The sequence below is a fragment of the Campylobacter concisus genome, from assembly GCF_002165815.1.
Lineage (GTDB): Bacteria > Campylobacterota > Campylobacteria > Campylobacterales > Campylobacteraceae > Campylobacter_A > Campylobacter_A concisus_BH.
The window spans coordinates 35,078-52,592 of sequence record NZ_NDYN01000010.1; the positions used below are offsets into that span (position 1 = coordinate 35,078).

The 17,515-nt window shown below is 34.6% G+C and carries 20 protein-coding genes; 17 read left to right on the forward strand and 3 right to left on the reverse strand.

The genetic code is table 11. The features are described from left to right. The first annotated feature begins 10 nt into the window (after positions 1-10). The 17 genes from B9N65_RS09920 to B9N65_RS10015 all read left to right on the forward strand — a co-directional run bounded on the left by B9N65_RS09920 (position 11) and on the right by B9N65_RS10015 (position 15,672). The gene (locus B9N65_RS09920; protein ID WP_087582448.1) at positions 11-1,645 is read left to right on the forward strand and encodes an RCC1 domain-containing protein; all 1,635 of its coding nucleotides are present in this window, start codon (positions 11-13) and stop codon (positions 1,643-1,645) included. 10 nt (positions 1,646-1,655) lie between these two features. Then, positions 1,656-2,054: a hypothetical protein gene (locus B9N65_RS09925; RefSeq protein WP_087582447.1), complete on the forward strand. Its 399-nt coding sequence runs from the start codon at positions 1,656-1,658 to the stop codon at positions 2,052-2,054. Between the two features lie 269 nt (positions 2,055-2,323). After that, on the forward strand, positions 2,324-2,947 hold the full coding sequence (locus B9N65_RS09935) for a DUF7338 family protein (protein ID WP_087582445.1): 624 nt from the start codon (positions 2,324-2,326) through the stop codon (positions 2,945-2,947). Beyond that, a complete protein-coding gene (locus B9N65_RS09940) occupies positions 2,940-3,284 on the forward strand; it encodes a DUF1353 domain-containing protein (RefSeq protein ID WP_087582444.1) in 345 nt (114 codons plus the stop codon). Before B9N65_RS09935 ends, B9N65_RS09940 begins: the two co-directional genes overlap by 8 nt. Before the next feature lies 1 nt (position 3,285). After that, positions 3,286-3,672: a hypothetical protein gene (locus tag B9N65_RS09945; protein ID WP_087582443.1), complete on the forward strand. Its 387-nt coding sequence runs from the start codon at positions 3,286-3,288 to the stop codon at positions 3,670-3,672. Between the two features lie 425 nt (positions 3,673-4,097). After that, a complete protein-coding gene (locus tag B9N65_RS11480; RefSeq protein ID WP_087582440.1) occupies positions 4,098-4,430 on the forward strand; it encodes a phage holin family protein in 333 nt (110 codons plus the stop codon). Beyond that, a complete protein-coding gene (locus B9N65_RS09965) occupies positions 4,427-4,846 on the forward strand; it encodes a DUF5675 family protein (protein WP_087582439.1) in 420 nt (139 codons plus the stop codon). The genes B9N65_RS11480 and B9N65_RS09965 overlap by 4 nt, the downstream gene beginning before the upstream one ends. Further along, positions 4,833-6,851, forward strand: a complete 2,019-nt coding sequence (locus B9N65_RS09970; protein WP_087582438.1) for a portal protein — start codon at positions 4,833-4,835, stop codon at positions 6,849-6,851. Before B9N65_RS09965 ends, B9N65_RS09970 begins: the two co-directional genes overlap by 14 nt. 18 nt (positions 6,852-6,869) lie before the next feature. Further along, positions 6,870-7,166 carry a hypothetical protein gene (locus tag B9N65_RS09975; RefSeq protein ID WP_087582437.1) on the forward strand — a complete coding sequence of 99 codons (297 nt, stop codon included), beginning with the start codon at positions 6,870-6,872 and terminating at the stop codon, positions 7,164-7,166. Further along, positions 7,166-8,143 carry a hypothetical protein gene (locus B9N65_RS09980; protein ID WP_087582436.1) on the forward strand — a complete coding sequence of 326 codons (978 nt, stop codon included), beginning with the start codon at positions 7,166-7,168 and terminating at the stop codon, positions 8,141-8,143. Before B9N65_RS09975 ends, B9N65_RS09980 begins: the two co-directional genes overlap by 1 nt. A gap of 23 nt (positions 8,144-8,166) precedes the next feature. After that, on the forward strand, positions 8,167-9,336 hold the full coding sequence (locus B9N65_RS09985; protein WP_257640012.1) for a N4-gp56 family major capsid protein: 1,170 nt from the start codon (positions 8,167-8,169) through the stop codon (positions 9,334-9,336). A gap of 55 nt (positions 9,337-9,391) precedes the next feature. Beyond that, entirely contained in the window at positions 9,392-9,775 is a 384-nt protein-coding gene (locus tag B9N65_RS09990) for a hypothetical protein (protein WP_087582434.1), read from the forward strand. 3 nt (positions 9,776-9,778) lie between these two features. Continuing rightward, entirely contained in the window at positions 9,779-10,438 is a 660-nt protein-coding gene (locus B9N65_RS09995) for a hypothetical protein (RefSeq protein WP_087582433.1), read from the forward strand. A 10-nt stretch (positions 10,439-10,448) separates the two neighbouring features. Next, positions 10,449-12,071, forward strand: a complete 1,623-nt coding sequence (locus B9N65_RS10000; RefSeq protein WP_087582432.1) for a hypothetical protein — start codon at positions 10,449-10,451, stop codon at positions 12,069-12,071. After that, positions 12,071-13,180 (forward strand): hypothetical protein, encoded by a 1,110-nt coding sequence (locus tag B9N65_RS10005; RefSeq protein WP_087582431.1) that lies wholly within the window; start codon positions 12,071-12,073, stop codon positions 13,178-13,180. The genes B9N65_RS10000 and B9N65_RS10005 overlap by 1 nt, the downstream gene beginning before the upstream one ends. 10 nt (positions 13,181-13,190) lie before the next feature. After that, positions 13,191-13,691, forward strand: a complete 501-nt coding sequence (locus tag B9N65_RS10010) for a hypothetical protein (protein WP_087582430.1) — start codon at positions 13,191-13,193, stop codon at positions 13,689-13,691. A gap of 1 nt (position 13,692) precedes the next feature. Continuing rightward, positions 13,693-15,672 (forward strand): hypothetical protein, encoded by a 1,980-nt coding sequence (locus B9N65_RS10015; protein ID WP_087582429.1) that lies wholly within the window; start codon positions 13,693-13,695, stop codon positions 15,670-15,672. Here the strand turns inward: B9N65_RS10015 and B9N65_RS10020 are convergent. From B9N65_RS10020 to B9N65_RS10030, 3 genes are read right to left on the reverse strand one after another with little or no spacing between them, the layout of a single operon-like run. Then, positions 15,669-16,076 (reverse strand): hypothetical protein, encoded by a 408-nt coding sequence (locus tag B9N65_RS10020; protein ID WP_087582428.1) that lies wholly within the window; start codon positions 16,074-16,076, stop codon positions 15,669-15,671. The two genes, B9N65_RS10015 and B9N65_RS10020, sit on opposite strands and share 4 nt — an antisense overlap. Further along, positions 16,076-16,537 (reverse strand): hypothetical protein, encoded by a 462-nt coding sequence (locus B9N65_RS10025; RefSeq protein ID WP_087582427.1) that lies wholly within the window; start codon positions 16,535-16,537, stop codon positions 16,076-16,078. The genes B9N65_RS10020 and B9N65_RS10025 overlap by 1 nt, the downstream gene beginning before the upstream one ends. Next, positions 16,528-17,460, reverse strand: a complete 933-nt coding sequence (locus B9N65_RS10030) for a DUF559 domain-containing protein (protein WP_087582426.1) — start codon at positions 17,458-17,460, stop codon at positions 16,528-16,530. The genes B9N65_RS10025 and B9N65_RS10030 overlap by 10 nt, the downstream gene beginning before the upstream one ends. Between the last annotated feature and the right edge of the window lie 55 nt (positions 17,461-17,515).

The following is a 17,515-nucleotide window of genomic DNA, read 5'->3' on the forward strand; positions in this document are numbered from 1 at the left end:
AAGGATAAATATGGCAGAGAGCAAGATAACAGTTGCCAGAGTAAAAGATAAAGTAGGTGGTAGAGAAGCAGAAGTAAGTAAGCTTCTATACTCAGATAACGGTAATATTAAAACTATAGGTGGAGATAGTGCTATCACTGTCGGTAGTGCTAAGACACTTAACGGAGAAACTAAAGAGCAGTTACTAAAAAATGTTAATGCTAGTACTATAGGTGGTAAGAGTTTAAGCCAGATACAGAGTAGAGGTAAGTTCGGACCAATAAAGTTATTACCAGATAACCTATATGCAAGTTTTTATATAAATATGGTAGTAACAGAAAATGAAGAGCTATTATTCTGCGGTGCTAATAATAGCGACCATAATACTTTTTCAGCTGGTAATATGCCTTCGTGGATTAATATACCTCACCCATTACAAGGCAAGTCGAAGGTTAAACAACTTATTACTAACTATCTGCATACTTTCTTACTATACGAAAACGGAGATTTATACGGTAGAGGCTATAATGGCTATAACACTTTAGGCATAGGAAATACTGCTAATCAATATGATTGGGTAAAGATAACTGATAATGTCAAGAAGGTATGCCCAGGTAAACCAGGTTATTATGGTGGTAGGTCTAATACAGGCATAATTAAGAACGATGGCTCAGTGTGGTTCTGGGGTGAAAATGCTTATGGTCACGCAGGTATGGGTAATACAACAGCATTAACAGTACCTACTAAACTAGCCCTTACTTTTTTAGATGCTGGGGATAGTGTTAAGGACTTGATACTAAATGATAGTTATTATACTTCAGCTTATATAATCACTGAAAAAGGTAAGTTGTATTCTTGTGGATGGAACGATAACGGACAACTAGGGCTTAACGATAAAACTAATAGAAATACATTTACACAGGTAACAGCACTACAAGATAAAAAAGTAGTAAGCTTAACTGCTTCAATGTCTTACAATAGTTCTAGCTCACAATACTTTTATAAAGTAGTCGTAGCTTCTTGCTCAGACAATACTCACTACGTTTGGGGTAATAGTAACTCGACTATACCTGCATTTAGAAATCCGTTACCTACTAAAGTTGAAGATAGTATGTTCCCATCTGGATATAAACAAGTTAATGACCCTATCGTTAGGATGGAAGTATGTGGTATAGGTTCATTTTATGCTCTTACTAGAAGTGGTAGGCTATTCGCTTGTGGTTATAGTAGTGCTACAGGACAATTAGGGGTAAATGCTACAACTGACGTAGTTACATTTAAAGAAGTAGTATTCGCTGACAGTACTACTAGCTATAAAGTAAAACAATTCTGGGGTACTTACCACTCAGTTCAACCACAATATGGTCAGATATATGCAATCGTAGAGATTGACAATGTTAGATACTTATATGCAGCAGGTTATAATGGTTATGGTCAGTTAGGACTAAATCATACTAATGCAGCTAATAGTTTAACAAGAGTACCTTTCAATACTAGTGATATAGACAATATCAAGCAAGTATACGTTCAAGGTTACGAAAACTTGAATAACCCTATGATACTTCTAAACGATGGTAGGGTTTATACCTGCGGTTACAATGCTAATGGTACTTGCGGTTTAAATCACGTAATAACACCAATAACTAGATTTGTACAAACACTATAAGGACAAGGCAATGGATAAGATAATTTATGTAACATCTAACTTTATACAAGAGCTAGGAGACGAGGTAATAACCTCTGCTCCTGAAGGTGTCAAGCTAAAGACTACTAATGAAAAAGCTTATAGTAAGTGGCTTATAACTAATCCAGATACTATCAGTGCTATAGATAACTTCTGGAAGCAGTTTGTACCTAAGCAGATAACTGTAAGACAACTAAAGCTACAGCTACTTAAGCTTAACCTACTAGAGCAAGCTGAAGCATTAGTTAAAGCAGATAAAGAAGCTCAGATAGAGTTTGAGTATGCTAGAGACATCGAGATTACTAGTCCTCTACTACAGAAGATGGCTAAGGCATTAGGTATGGACGATAATGCTATAGATAACTTCTTCTTAGAAGCTAGTAAGCTATAAGGAGAACAAGATGGGATATGCATTAGTTGCTTTACTAGCATTTGTCTTAGGAGTAATCCTATGCCCTATGCTTATATTCTTACGTGCTAGAAAATGCGATCAGTGGGATAACTCGAATATGACGAACGTCTACAGGGTAATAGCTCACTTAGCTACACATCCTGACGATTTCGGCAAGATGTACTATGACAATGGAGAGAAACCTTTTTGGTACATCGATGACGACGAGTTCACTGATGTCGTTCGAACTAGACCTAAAGAGAAAAAGAATGCTAACAATTAAAGAGATACTACAGCTAATAAGGACAATAGTAGTAGAGATAGTATTAGAAATATTGTCCTATATAGTTGTACCTATAGCTTTAGTATTTACTAAGAGAGAAGACGATCACCTACCTAGGTGGGCTAGATGGTTCGAGGATGCTAATGACTACTACGATAGTCAGTGTGCTGCTATTAATGGTGATAGTGGCTGGAGAGAAAAGCATTATCCTGAACCTAGTAATAGATCGTATAAAGCTAGATTGCATTGGCTATTTAGAAATAGGATAGGTTATTACTCTAGTGAAGTAGCAGGAGTAAGAGTATCTACTATAGATCCTGCTTCAGTTACTACGATAGGGGATATACATGCTACTAGTAATAATGGTACTAAGAGTACTTGGTGCAAGGTAACTTGTAGATTGAATAATGGTAAGACTAGGTTTGGGTTATACAAGGTAATCAGATACTCTAAGAAGTACTACTGCAGAATATACCTAGGTTGGAAGCTGATGGATATAGCTGGTATGACTAAAAGTAATTATGCTAGCTACCTAGAACCTGAAGACAAGATCAAGCTAAAGACTGTATGGAGTATTCATCCATTCAAGAAGGTAAGAGACAATGGTTAATAGACCTATTCTAAAGCCTGTAGGCAAGTATCAGTTCGAACTAGTAGAGAACTATAGGTATAGAGATATTGTTATACCTAAAGGCTATATAACAGATGGTGCCAGTGTTCCTAGAATATTCTGGAGTATCTTCCCACCTAACAAGGCAGAATATCTTAGTGCAGCTATAGTTCATGATTATCTTACCGATATAGTTATCGAAAAAAAGAGTATTACTTTTAGGTCTGCGGATAATACTTTTAAAGAGATGTTAATAGACCTAAATGTAAACAAGATAGAAGTTACGGTGCTTTACTGGAGTGTAAGGCTGTACCACTTACTTAGATATGGAGATTAAAATGGGAAATATACTCTCAGCAATTTTAGAGTTCTTTTCACTCAGTAAAGCTGGCAGTGCAATACTAGCTGTCATAACTTTAGTTATCGGCTTAGGCTATATGTACTACTCTGATAAGGTAGCTAATCTAGAAAAGCAGTTTAGAGATAAACAAGAAGAATATAAGAGCTTATACCTAGATAAAGCTTTAGCAGATTCTAAACTAGCTCTATGCAGAAATAGTTTAGATCAGCAGAATGAAGCGATAAAGAATCTAAGCGTTCAAGTAGTTAAAAAACCTGAGATTGAAGTTAAGTACAAGTATATAACTAAGCCTAGTGATAGTTGTGAATCTAAGCTTAACTACTATGAAAGGATAGCTAATGAAGCTGCTAAGCCTCTTAAGTAGTATCTTATTCTTAGTAGGTTGTTCAGCTAAGCCAGAGGTTGTTACTCAGATTGAGTATCAAGAAAAGTACATGCCTATTAGATGTGTCAATACTCTACCTGTTAAGCCTGAGTACGATCCTGCTAAGCCTGAGACATTCGAAGAATTAATGAAGTATTTTTCTCATGTTGAGGACTTGCTTATTCAATGTTACAAGGGGAGTAAATAATGGGGATAAAAGGTTTACCTAGACCAAAGAGTATGCTTAAACGCATTATTGTTCTAGTGCTAGGGGGAGTTTTTATAGGGGTTTGTGGTTATGGGCTATTCTGCCTATACGATCGTATGTTCAGCAGTATGGAGACTGCCCTAACGGTATGGGCTATTACACAAGGAGTGATCAATGCCATAATCTCCCCTGCTAAACTCTTAACGGTATTTAGGACATGAGAAAAGTGGAAATACATTATTTATGGTACGTGGTATTCATAGGTACTATAGGCAGCATTATCTCTTTCTTCAAGAGTTCTCGCAAGAAGTGTTTTTCTCATTTCTTTAACAGAATCCTTGACGGAGTATTTAGTGCATATATAGTCTATGAATTGGTCTTTTATTTCTGTCAAGATATGAAAGTAAGCTATGCATCTTGTGGAATAGGTGCATGGTTCGGCAGTGATGCCTTAGTTATGGTTAGAGATTTTTTTCTAGCTAAGTATGGCATAGGACCTTTCCCTAGATGTAAAGACGATTGGGATGGAAACGAAAGGAGAAGAGATTGATTTTAAACATTACTAGATTTAGAAATATACCTGATGGAACAATAGGTAAGTTTTCTTTAATGGATAAGGATAGGGCTATCTTACAAGGCTATACACTAGAGCCTGCTGGTGGAGATACTACAGAGAGTGGTAAAGATAGAAGAATACCTGTAGGTGCTTATAATGTAGTATGGCATAACTCTCCTAGATTTAAGAGATCACTACCCTTACTATACAACAATCTAGTACCTAGATCTAGATATATCTTAATCCATAATGGTAACTACCCTAAGGATACTGAAGGATGTATCTTACTAGGTGATAGCTATGACAAGAATGGAGTGTTTAACTCTAAGGCTACTCTAAACAAGTTTCTAGAGCTCAGTTATGGATATTTAAATGAAGTAAGAATAGAGGCTGACTATGATAGAGATTGACAACATAACTGAAGCTAGATTGCTCTCTAATTTAAAGGCAGACTTTACTGCATCTAAGTTACTCAGAAATGAGTTAGATCAGAAAATAGCTAGATGGAAGAGTGAGTACAATGCAGAGCCTTATGGCAATGAAGTTAATGGTAGGTCTAAATTAGTATCTAGAGATATTAAGAAACAATCAGAATGGCAACATGCTGCATTAATAGAACCTTTCGTATCTACTCCAGATATTATTAAAGCTAATCCAGTTACTTCAGAAGATGCTGAGATAGCTCCTAAGATAGAAGTACTACTCAATACTCAATTCTGTAGGCAGTTTAGCAGATATAACTTTATGACTAAAGCTTTAAAGGTTCTAGATCAAGAAGGTACTGTAGTTATTAGAACAGGTTGGGAGTACGAAGAAAAGGTAGTAGAAGTACAAGAGGATAGAGAGATACCTAATCCTGATTATCAGAGAGCTATAGAAGTTATAAATCAAGGTATGGCTGATCCTAGTATTCTTCAAGGTATAGAACCTACTCTGATAACTAAAGTAAGAGTAAGAAAGACTAAGCCAGTCAAGAATCACCCTACAGCTATGGTATGCAGAAATGAAGATATATTCATAGATCCTACTTGCCAAGATGACATGGATAAATGTCAGTTCGTTATCTATAGATATGAGACTGATATGACTACACTTAAGCAAGCAGGTATATATAAAAATCTAGACAAGATTAAAATACCTACAGGCTTAACAGGCACTAACGATACTGAGTACATTACTGAAGATAGCACTAGCTTTAGATTTAGCGATACTGCTAGAAAGAAAATAGTAGTACACGAATACTGGGGTAACTATGACATCAATGGTGATGACATAGCAGAGCCTATTGTATGTACTTGGATAGACAATACAATTATTAGGTTAGAGGCTAATCCTTTTCCTGATAAGAAGCCTCCATTTTTAATAGTGCCATTCTCTGCTATACCATTTAAACTATATGGAGAATCTAATGCAGAGTTACTAAGTGATATTCAAAAGATCAAAACTGCAATCTATAGAGGCTTTATCGATAATATGGCTTTATCTAATAATGGTCAGAAGGGTATAAAGAAAGGTAGTCTTGATGAATACAATAAACAGAGATTTCTCAATGGTGAGAACTTCGAGTTTAATCACTATGCTTCAGACTTCTTTATAGGCAACTTTAATGAGCTACCTAGCTCAATATTCAATGTACTTACATTAATGAACAATGAAGCAGAGAGCATTACTGGCGTAGCTAGTTTTAATACAGGTATCAATGGAAATGCATTAGGCAGCACCGCAACATCCATCAGAGGTGCTATAGATAGTGCTAGTACTAGAAGGCTAAACATAGTTAGAAATATAAGTGAAAATCTAGTTAAGCCATTGCTTAGAAAATGGTTAGCTTACGATGCTATGTTCTTAGATGAAGAGTCTCAATACAGAATAACTAATGATACCTTCGTATATCTAAAGAGAGATGACTTAGGTGCCAACATAGATATTGATTTAAGTATATCTACGAGTGATGACAACAGAGCTAAAGCTCAAGAGTTAGCTTTCGTATTGCAGACTGTAGGTCCTAGTGAAGATCCTAGATTGAGAAAGATACTTATGGCTCAGATAGCTCAGCTATATAGAATGCCTGATCTCGCTAAGATGATTATGGACTATAAACCAGAACCTGATCCTATGGCAGAACAGATGCAACAACTACAAATGCAGTTACTACAAGCTGAGATAGCTAATACTCAAGCTAAAGCTGGTGAGAATACAGTAGATCAAGATGTTAAGAGAGCTAAGGTACAAACTGAGTTAGCTAAGGCTAAGAATCTTAATTCTATGGCAGATAAGACTGACTTAGATTACGTACATCAATATAGTGGGATAAAGGAGAAAGAAGCCTTACAAAGACAGCAATTACAAAATCAATTTAACATAGATAGAGAAACTCTGAAATTACTTCAGAGTCCTAAGCAACAATATTTATAATCTAATAAAGGGGAAAATATGGAAGAACAAGTACTAGATGAACTTGAATCTGTAGACAATAGTTACTGGGTGGAGCTAGATAAAGCTCTTAGACGATTGCTAAAAAGTGAAGACTTTAAAAAGGTTATTCTAGAAGGTTATCTAAAAGATAAAGCCTTGAGTGGAGTAAGCTTACTAGGTAGAGGTGATGTCAAAAAACGAGGTGAAAGACCTGACGTTATTGAAGAGCTTGTATCTGTAGCTAACTTACAACAATACTTATTTACAGTTATACCATCATTAGCTGGATCAGCATTGGCAGAGGAGAATAGATAATGACTGAAGAGCAATTAAACAATCTTACTGATGAAGAGCTAGAGAAGATGGTTATAGACGAGAGAGCTAATGCGGTACAAGAACCTGTAGAAGAAGCTCCTCAAGCTGTAGAAGAAGAAGTTACTCCTGAAGTAGAAGAACCTATTACTGAAGAAGTTAGTGAGCCTGTAAGTGAGGAAGTGGAACAACCTACTGAGCAAGTTGTTCAAGAGACTCCACAACCTAAGACTTATAAAATAAAAGCTAATGGTATGGAGTATGACTTTAGTGAAGACGAGCTTATACGCTTAGCTCCTAAAGCTATGGACTATACCAAGAAAATGCAGACTATTGCACCTTATAGAAGAACTATAAGTGCAATCGAGCAGAATGGTATCAGTGAAGACGATATTAACCTACTTATAGATATTAAAAAGGGAAATAAAGATGCAATCTCTTCTCTTATTAAATCTAGTGGAATAGATGTTTACGATCTTCCTGAGAACGATGGGAAATATACCCCAACTAGATATGCAGAACAAGCTGAAGCTCAAAATACTCAAGATGTTATTGCAAGACTAGCTAGAGATCCAGAGTTCGAGAAAACTAAGAATGCTTTCGAGGTACTCGATCCGCAATCTAAGCAGTACTTGTTAAGTAATACTGAGAATATCGAGGGTCTGCATGATGATGTTAAAAACGGTATATATGAGAAGGTAATGCCAGAAGCTCTAAAGCTAGCGGCATTAGATGGTTATCAACAACCTGTTTTACAGTATTACTTTAAAGCAGGTCAAGATTATTTTACTAGGCAAGAGCAGATAGAAAAACAAGCTATAGCTACTAAAGCTAAAGAGGAAGCGATCAGAACAAGAGCTAAAGCTAGTGCTGCTCTCCCTAGTTCTAGAGCGGATAAGAAGAGCGTTATTAATTATCTTGACGAAGACAATGATGATGAGTATAACGCTTGGTATAAATCGCTCCAAAATAGATTCTAAAAGGAAAAACAATTATGGCAGTTATGGAATATAAAGACGGTAACAACTCAACAAGTGGTGCTAATACTATCTTACATTGGTACGATAGAGCTGGTATAAATGCAGCTAACGCTAAGAACGTATATGCTCAATTCGCTGATAGAAAATCTATGCCAACTAAGAGTGGTAAGAAGTATAAGATTTCTAGATGGCAACATATCTACGATAGAGATCTAAATGCAGCAGATTTTGCTAAGTATGGTTTCTTGTCAAGCAGAAACGTAGAAGATGTTACTAACGGTCTTAATCAAGCTAAATTACCAGAAGGTAGTGGTGCTAGAAATCAAGTAACTTTTCAGAAAGTAACTATGGAAACTACTTGTGCAAGCTATGGTGAAATGATTGAGTATACTGATGAAGTAGAGCTATTTAGTGAAGACGTTATGCAAACTAGGTATCGTGAAGAGCTTGGTGCTTTAGCTAACGTCAGAAACGAAGATCTAATCCAACTAGATATGCTTGGTACAGGTAACGTACTTTACTCAGGTCTAGCTACTAACCTAGCTACAATGGGTAATGGTATTACTGCTGGTGGTACACTAGATGACCAATACAGGATAAGCTACGACCTTCTAAGAAGAGCTGTTAAGAAGCTCGTTAGAAACAGAGCTGAGAAGAATACAGAGATAGTTACAGGATCTAATAAGATCGATACTAGAACTGTTAATAGAGCTTACTATGCAATTATCGGACCAGAGGTTAAGTTCGATCTAGAGAATACTACTAGAGGTAAGAACAATACTGAAGAGTTTGCATATATCCCAGCTTATAAATATGCTGATGCTAGTAACCTAGCTGAAGGTGAAGTTGGTGCTATGCACGAGGTTAGATTTATTGAGAGTGAGACAGCTGTAGTATATCGTGGTAAAGGTGCTACTGTACCTGCTGGATATACTGGTACATTATCTTACACTGGTGCTGCTGGTACAGGTAAGTTCGATGTATTCCCTATCTTGTTCCCAACTAAAGGTGCATTCGCTACTGTAGGTCTTAAAGGACAAGATAAGATTACATTTAGATCTCAAGATCCTAAACAAACTGAGTTGAGCAATCCTTATGGCACTAAAGGCTTCTTTAGTTATCGCTTCTGGTATGCAGGTATTATCTTGCAAGAAGAGAAACTATTGAAAACTCTAGTTCTAGCAAGTGCTTAATACCTTTTATCCCCTATAACTAGGGGATAACTTAAATCTAAATAAAGGATAAATTATGGCTAAGAAAAAAGATGAGAATATCGAGATCGAAAACAATGAAGAAGTTGAGACTTCTGAAGTAGAAGAGGTTACTAATCTACAAGCACTTGTAGCAAGTGTTAAGAAAGAAGCTTTTAAAACTAGAGTAGTAACTATTACATCTAACGATAAGAGAGATAATGATGTAACTAATGCAGTTATGCTAACTTGTGAAAATCAATTCTTTAACTTATCTAAAGTAGTGCCTCTAAATGTACCAGTAGAACTAGAGCAATGCCTTATAGACTCTGCTAAGGACGTTAGAATACCTATTCATAGTGATGAAGTGATTAATGGTAGAAGAACAGGTAATGCTAAGGTAGAGCTAGTTAATAAATATAATATCAGCTTCGAGGACTAATCAATGGCTAAGACTAAAGTAAAGATCACAACTGACTATAAGAATGTAAAGGTAGAGCCTAATGACATTACTTCAGGTGAAGTATTATCTAAAGAATTCTATGGAGAAAACAGACTCCAATGGTTAGGTGAAGGAGCTTTCGATGTCTTAATGCACGCTATTGACGAGAATCTTCGTATTCAATACGATAATGGTAGGATATTGGGCGATACATACGCCCAAGCCTACATTCAATTAGTCTCAGCAGCAATAGACAAGTCTGTTAATCTAGCTATAGCTAACGCAGAACTAAAACTAAAGATAGCAGAACTAGAACTAAAAGAAAATCAAGCTGATGAAGACGAAGCTCTTAATAAACTAAAACAAGAGCAGTTAAGAGCACAAACTAAAGTATACGATAGACAGATCGAAGGCTTTAGTGATAACTTAAAACTAAAACTACTTCAATCTCAGCTAGAGTCTTTCTCAATGATATTCGCCTCTGGTATGCTAGATTTCAATGAGAATGCAGCAGCATTCCCTAAAGCATTAAAAGCATCTTCACTATCTGAAGTCTATGATGACCTTAGAGCTTCAAGCTTAACTGATTGGGAAGCTAAGAAGAAATATAAGGTAGAAAATAGAATAGAGAAGGGTGGAGAACCTAGTGGCATAGAGTTATAGGATTATCGCTATGGGTTGGTTTTCTAAAACTGTTGAACGAGATAAAACCCTTTTTATTCCTTATGTAAGTGATCCTCTTAAGAAAAATAAAATAGGACAAGCTTATAAAAACCCTATACAAAAGAGTTATTTAGAAAAATTTTTAAACTTGAAAAACAGAAAAATCTCTAATAATAAAGCACTATATAAAAATATTCTAGATATTAATTTTCAGCATGAAGCAGGTTTTGTAAAGTTTAAACTACCGTATAGTCGAAAAACTGCTTTTTATATTGTGACTTATGATTTTGAACGAATAAAACAAGTAACTGGTATTCAAGGAGAGATAAAATCTTACCAATTAGGTTTTATGAATACCTTAGCGGAAGAATATATTATATCTAAACAAATCGAATATAATTTTACTTCTAAAGAGTTTTTAAAAGATGGATATACTTTTAAGTATTTAGGGAGTACTTCTGCACTAGTTATACAAGAAAAAGAAAACGATTCTAAGTATAAAGTAGATCAAAGAGTATTTTTGAGTGATATAGGTATTTTTACTTCTTTTAAAAATTATATTAAGAGTGTCTATCAGCCTCTCTTATTAGAAGAAATTAAAACTACTTTCAATATAGATCCTTTAGATAAGAATATTGAGTTACATCTTACTGAAATCGAAGTCGATAAAGATGTAGATGAAGCTACTAAAAGAGTTCTATTTAGATTATCTCAAGGACTAACATGGAAAGGGCATACGGAAGAAAAAGTAAACAATGAAGGTACAACTACTTCTCAATTAAAAATAGAAGTAGTTTCTAAAATTGTAGAAGTGGATAACTGGGTAAATGATCTTAGACTACTTTTTAAAGAGAATAGTCCTTATTTTATAGAATATGAATTCAAGAAAGAAAGAGGTATTTACTTTGGTAAAAATAGCGATAGTATAGCCACTAAACGTAGTGCTAGAGCAGAATATCTTGCTGCAGAGTATCCTTTATCTACATCTATTTATAGTAATAAGTACGCACGGATGGCTCTAGAAAAAGCTGGATATAAAGAAAGGTCTACACCTAAAAGAAGTAAAAAAGACCCTAAAGGCAAGGATCTTGTTCACGAAATGATGAGTACTAAAAATCTTGCAACAGCTAAGATTAGCCAATATCTAGATTTAACTTGGTTCTTGTATAAGAGAGTGCGAGAAAATAAGTTTTGGCAAAAATATTTACACACAATCTATAAATATTTTGAAGAGATAGCCTCTACTGGAGAAGATATTAAAAAAGCTCCTAGAAGTGTATATTGGGTAGGTAGGTACTTTTTTAATATTCAACTTATAAAGAGAGAAATCATAAATGAACCTATGACTAAAATATGCTATACAGGATCAGAGCTGATGTGTAATGAATTATTCTTATACTTAAATATACCAGATTGGAGTAGCTCTACACAAGAACAAGTAGAAAAAAAGATTTTTTCTAAATTTACTCAGTATGGGTTAAATCTTAGCTTCTTTTTTTGTCGCAATACAGATGATGATGGGCATAGTTCTGACTATTCTGGTTTAGATACTATATTCGATATATGGTACACAGATACTGGGCTTATAGTAGATCACAGCGATGATTATGAGCATTCTTTAGGAGCAGACTGATGAGAATACTAGACGAAGATTTCACTGTAGGTTTTGTAAATCCTAAAGATTTAATGAAAGGTGGGAATACTTTTACCCTAATACCTTATAAAGGTCCTTATTCGAAAGGAATAAGAGTAGGAGAATATAATCCTAATGTTAATACAAGTGTAGTTCCTCAAACATTTAAAGGTCTTTTTCCTTACATTAAAGTAGATCCTGATGAGTATAAAAAGACTACAGGTAAAACTTGGTTTAATCGAGGAGAAGAAGTTTTTACTGTAATGGAATCTACTCAATACGAAATCCAAGAAAGAAGGACTAGAAAAAAAACAGTAAGTGCTTTTCAACCTATGACTTACGATCTTAGGAGTAGGTATCATTATGGACCTAATTTTGATCCTTCGTGGGATATTGCAACAGCATACTCTGAAGCTATTTATGCCATTCCTCCTATGCCTTCTAGATTATGGTATAGAACTCCTTATGTAGCTCAATTAGAAGTTTTTTTAAGTACTCTAAAAATTACTACTAAATATGAGTGGGAAGAAAAAGAAAGCACACATTTTGGAGATTTTTTTAGAATAGTCTTTGTCCCTATAGCCAGTGCTGTCTTCGCAGGTTCTTCAGGTGGAGGAGCTGCTGCCTTTATTTCGATGGCAGGAAGCATCATGTCTCTTGCTGCTGAGGATAGTGAAGGTCCTAATGCTAAATATTGGAAAATAGGTGGAAATCTTTTATCTATGTATGGTGGTATGTCTGGATTCTTATCTGGAGCTACTAAACTTGGAGCTAATATGGCTACTACAATGTTAGCCTTGCAAGCGGCAAGTACAGCTGTTAGTATAACGAGTACTTTTAATCAAGATAAGAAAAACAGAGAAGTAAGAGATTTAGCTGCAGACATAGAAGATCTTAAAGCTCTAGCTGAAGCGGAGAAAGCTAAAGCAGAATCTGCAGACAGTACTCTTAATTTAGAAGAGTTTAACATAGATATAAATAACGAATCCATGCAAGAACTCTTAACTCTTTTTTCAATAGCTGAGTTTCAAGAGAATGCAATGGCTACAGGTGAGCTATTTAGAGCTTCAGAATTTTTAGAGCAAGACTCTTATAACAGATTTAAATAAAGGAGAAAAAATGGCGTATATTGAAGATAGTATACTAAATCAGTCTACCTATATCCCTAATTGGCTTCAATCTAATGGATTTAATGGTACTGGTATGCAACTAGGTGGGAGTTATGCTCCTAAACAATTTTATACAAGCAATACATCTACATTAGCTGGTAGAAACTTAACAATCCCTAATAATAGTGGCAATGCTTTAACTAATGCTTGGGATGGTATCCGTAACTGGTGGAATGGTGGTGGTACAACTACTACATTAGCTGATGGATCTACAGTAACTAGAGGTACTAATGGAGAAATGCTAGGTAACATAGGTGGCTTAGCTATGGGTGCTTATGGTATCTACTCAGGTTTACAAGATATGCGTAAGAATAATAGACTCTATAAAGAGCAGATGGAGAATATGCAACTACAACGAGATGCCTTTAAAGAGAATATGGCAAGAGATAGAGCTGAATATAATAGGCTTAAAGGTCAGAGAGCAGCATTAACAGCAGCTTACGGAGCATAATATGTCATACTATAATCCTCAACAATATATCTCGATACCTCACTTCGACTCTCCTATGAAGAGTGATAACTTCAGAACATTCTCTGCAATGCAAGAAGCTTGGAATAGGTATCAGCAAGAGAAAAGACTAGAGGAACTCCACCCTTTACAGGTGGAGAACTTTGGTCTTAGGAATCGAAATCTAACGTTAGATAACGAACTACAAGAGAAGCTTAATCCTCTAAAAGTAAAGAGTGAAGAGTTACTAAATACTCTTAGAGATAAGCAGAATACTAAGACTCAACAAGAGATAGATTTCGATGCAGAGAATAATCCTTTACTTCTTGAAAACAATCGTTTAAAGAATATAGGACAAGGCATAGAAAATCAATATGGTAATCTAAGAAACACTCACCAGAGAATACAGAACGATCAAGCTCAATGGGGATTTAACAATCTACAGAATGAGTATAAAATGATTAATGATGTATTCGGTAAGCCTGCTGCGGTTAGACAAGCTGAACTACTTGAAAAAGAAGCTCAAGCTAGAATAGATAAAGAGAATGCTAATAGAGATTGGTACAATGCTGAACGAGATAAGGTTATGATGGCTCAGAGAGCTGGTGACTCTACTTCTCCTCGTCCTAATATACAGCAAACTAATGATGGTAAATTCATTGACCCATCTACTGGAGATGAGTATGAAAGAAAACTAAACCCTAATACATTAGATTTTGAGTATGTCTGGAAAAAGCCAACAGATTTAAGTAAACCAGTTAGTCCAGAAAAGAAATACTCTGATAGAACTTTATCTCAGCAACAGTTGAAGAATATTTCTAGCTTGAGTCCAGAAGAGTTTCTTGCTTTACCAGAAGATGTTTTAAAATCTTATGCTCAATCAATGCTCCCTATAATGAATACTAACTCTAAATTTAGGGATGACGTACTTCATAATCGTGTAGATTCTGCTCAAAATAAGTATTTACGAGAAACACTGGCAGATGAGTATAATCAGGATAAAGCTTATACTCTATATCCTGATGGAGCTGGAAGTTTTTTAAAGATACCTGCTACATACGATAAAGAAAGTGAAGAAGGAAAGTTCTACGAGGAGTATAAAAAGAAACATCCAATATTTACAGACATGGATAAGATGCTAGCAGATACAAAGTATTTAGAAAAAGAGCATTTCAATTCTCAATTAAACAATGTAGGTTTCTATAAAGTGTACGATCCTTTTTCTAAAACAGAAATGAAAAAAGCTATACAAGGTAGAGATGATTTTGGTAACCAACAATTTGGGTGGAGTCCAGAAATTAATAAGTATGAAAGATTGGCTAAAGAAATAAGAAACTCTTCTACTTCTAATGAAGCTCTTATGGATATGCAACAAAACTTTTGGCATGAAGCTAAAGAAGCAGATCCTAAAGTTTTCGAAAATCTAAAACAAACTACTCTATCTGACTCTAATGGTAATATTTCTAGAGATTTTTTAGCTTATGTACCTTTAGTCATGCCTACTGGAAAGCAAGGGATTAATTTACGCAGTAATCCTAAAATGCTTCAAGCAGTTCTAAAAGTAGCAGAAAATCCTGAGGAGTTTAATGCAATGAAAGCATTAAAGCAAGGTGAGTTTCAGGCATTCGGCGATAAAGATCAAGATATAGCGTACCTTCTTGAAGATCTTGCTCAGTTTGTATCTAAACAGCATAAAGGTCCTAAACAAGCTACTGGTTTAACTTATGCGAATAGTTATGAATTAGGTTATACTGATAGTAACGGTAAGAAAAGAAAGTCTTTAGGAATTACTTTACCTACTCCAGACAAAGAAAGTATGGGAACTTTCATAGAAGATTTTGCTAATTATAAAAGAGAACGTAATTGGGAAAGATATGTCAAGAGAGAAAAGAAAGCTAATGCTATAGAGAATGATGCTCGTCTAGCAGGATCACTTACCAACAGACCATCTTCTTCTACTTGGTTTAATTTACTTAGAAATTAATAACTATTAGATAGATATACTGCAAAAATAGTTATAAGTACAAAGCCTGCTAGAAACAAAACGGCTGTCGTAAATCTAGTTTCTTCCGTCTGTAACTCGTTATGGGATACAACGGAAGACTCGCTTGAAAGTACTTTAGAGATACCTATAAGACTGTCAAGATTAAACTTAGTACTAATACTATTAGCTACCATAGCTTTCGTATACTTATCAGGATCACTAGAGAACTTATCCTTTAGATATTGTTCTCTTCTTAGTTCTAGCTCTCGATCAGCTATTCGTTTATCTAAATCAGCTTGAACTTGCTTAGCTTGAAGCTCTGCTTCTTGTTTAGTTCTATACTCGTCTAACTTCTTTTTAGCTTTTTTTTCTGCATCAGCTACAATATCTTCAATCTTACTCATTATTGCCCTTTTTTTATTTTAGTGTAGAGTTTCTTTTGCATAAACTTATATTCTTCGTAAGCTTGTTTATAATTAGAAGTAAGTTTATTGTTCTCTATAATTTTATCGACTAAGGTAGCTAAATTTATCTTAAAATATAAGAGATATTCATTGCTTAATGGACTATCTTCATTTAATTCAATCTCAAAATAATCTCCACTAATCTCTTCTGCTTTTACTAGTTCTTGAAAAGTTTCTATATCTTGATATATCTTTTTACTCTCTGCAGTAGAAGGTTTATCTAATCTCTCTAACAATAAAGTTTTTCTAGAATATTCAAGAGCTTTTTTAAGACTACTATTTTTAATTAAAACATTTTGTCGTTTTAGCTTTTCTAAATCTATCTGAGTTTGTTTCTCAAATGCTTTCATAGTATGTGTAACATCTTCTAACGTACTGATAAAGAGTTCTTTTAATCCCATTTTCTTATCTGCCTTATTTCTGTTAATGATATTTGAGGTTTATCTTTAAAACTTTCTATCTTTCCATGAATACAAATCTTACTTGTAGGGATTATCTTATCTAAAGCCTTGTCTAGTTCTGAATTAAAATCTCTTTCCCAAACTACAATAGTAAAAGGTATATTAGGGTACTTACCATCTAAATTAATGTATACCCCTTTAGAAAACTGCTTTATATCTGCAATGAATCCACAGACTTCTTTATACTCTCCAATATGATTTTTCGCATCAATTGCTTGTATGTAAGTAGGCTTAGGTTGCTCCTTTACTACTTCAATAGTTTTATTAGGTTTAAAAGCAATACTAGAAAAAAGAATAAGAACTATTAAAGCTAATGCTACTATTAAGACGGCAGTGCCGAAAGACATGGAATTATTTTCTTGTTTTACTTCTTTTAATTCTTTCTCAATTTTTTGTAAGTTTTCTTCTATCGCTTTATTGGTTTCGAATTGGATAAGTTTTTCTTCAGTTAGTTCTAGATCAAGTATTTTTGGTATTTTTAGCTCCTTTATATATTCTGTAATACTATCAATAACCCAGTTTGTTTCATTTAACATCTGATTATTTGTAAATCTAAGTAAGTGATTAAACTGCTTAATAAGATCGTTTTGTCGCATCATTGTGTCGTCGAATATGTTGTAGTTGTCAAACTTAGCTTTACCATCTAGTTCGATAGCTAAGTAAGTATCTTTACCTACTACAACCATAAAATCTATATATCTATTTTTACCATTATGATCTTTGAAATTAAATTGTGGAACAACCATATCAGGCGTTATAGAACTAACTTTAGATAACACTCTTAGGACGAACTCTCGCTCATAGTCTGCTGGATGCTGATTTAATAATACTTTATGTTTCTCTAACCATTCAGACCAAGTCATAGTAGCCTTTAATATTAAATACTAGGTGTAAGCATAATTAAATATACTTTAATTC

Bases quoted from the DNA above. Each gene is read 5' to 3' on its own strand.
- B9N65_RS10030 (WP_087582426.1), bottom strand. From the start codon at position 17,460: ATGACTTGGTCTGAATGGTTAGAGAAACATAAAGTATTATTAAATCAG.
- B9N65_RS09925 (WP_087582447.1), top strand. From the start codon at position 1,656: ATGGATAAGATAATTTATGTAACATCTAACTTTATACAAGAGCTAGGA.
- B9N65_RS10000 (WP_087582432.1), top strand. From the start codon at position 10,449: ATGGGTTGGTTTTCTAAAACTGTTGAACGAGATAAAACCCTTTTTATT.
- B9N65_RS09990 (WP_087582434.1), top strand. From the start codon at position 9,392: ATGGCTAAGAAAAAAGATGAGAATATCGAGATCGAAAACAATGAAGAA.
- B9N65_RS09980 (WP_087582436.1), top strand. From the start codon at position 7,166: ATGACTGAAGAGCAATTAAACAATCTTACTGATGAAGAGCTAGAGAAG.
- B9N65_RS09985 (WP_257640012.1), top strand. From the start codon at position 8,167: ATGGAATATAAAGACGGTAACAACTCAACAAGTGGTGCTAATACTATC.
- B9N65_RS09935 (WP_087582445.1), top strand. From the start codon at position 2,324: ATGCTAACAATTAAAGAGATACTACAGCTAATAAGGACAATAGTAGTA.
- B9N65_RS10015 (WP_087582429.1), top strand. From the start codon at position 13,693: ATGTCATACTATAATCCTCAACAATATATCTCGATACCTCACTTCGAC.
- B9N65_RS09940 (WP_087582444.1), top strand. From the start codon at position 2,940: ATGGTTAATAGACCTATTCTAAAGCCTGTAGGCAAGTATCAGTTCGAA.
- B9N65_RS10010 (WP_087582430.1), top strand. From the start codon at position 13,191: ATGGCGTATATTGAAGATAGTATACTAAATCAGTCTACCTATATCCCT.
- B9N65_RS09975 (WP_087582437.1), top strand. From the start codon at position 6,870: ATGGAAGAACAAGTACTAGATGAACTTGAATCTGTAGACAATAGTTAC.
- B9N65_RS11480 (WP_087582440.1), top strand. From the start codon at position 4,098: ATGAGAAAAGTGGAAATACATTATTTATGGTACGTGGTATTCATAGGT.
- B9N65_RS10020 (WP_087582428.1), bottom strand. From the start codon at position 16,076: ATGAGTAAGATTGAAGATATTGTAGCTGATGCAGAAAAAAAAGCTAAA.
- B9N65_RS09920 (WP_087582448.1), top strand. From the start codon at position 11: ATGGCAGAGAGCAAGATAACAGTTGCCAGAGTAAAAGATAAAGTAGGT.
- B9N65_RS10005 (WP_087582431.1), top strand. From the start codon at position 12,071: ATGAGAATACTAGACGAAGATTTCACTGTAGGTTTTGTAAATCCTAAA.
- B9N65_RS09970 (WP_087582438.1), top strand. From the start codon at position 4,833: ATGATAGAGATTGACAACATAACTGAAGCTAGATTGCTCTCTAATTTA.
- B9N65_RS10025 (WP_087582427.1), bottom strand. From the start codon at position 16,537: ATGGGATTAAAAGAACTCTTTATCAGTACGTTAGAAGATGTTACACAT.
- B9N65_RS09995 (WP_087582433.1), top strand. From the start codon at position 9,779: ATGGCTAAGACTAAAGTAAAGATCACAACTGACTATAAGAATGTAAAG.
- B9N65_RS09945 (WP_087582443.1), top strand. From the start codon at position 3,286: ATGGGAAATATACTCTCAGCAATTTTAGAGTTCTTTTCACTCAGTAAA.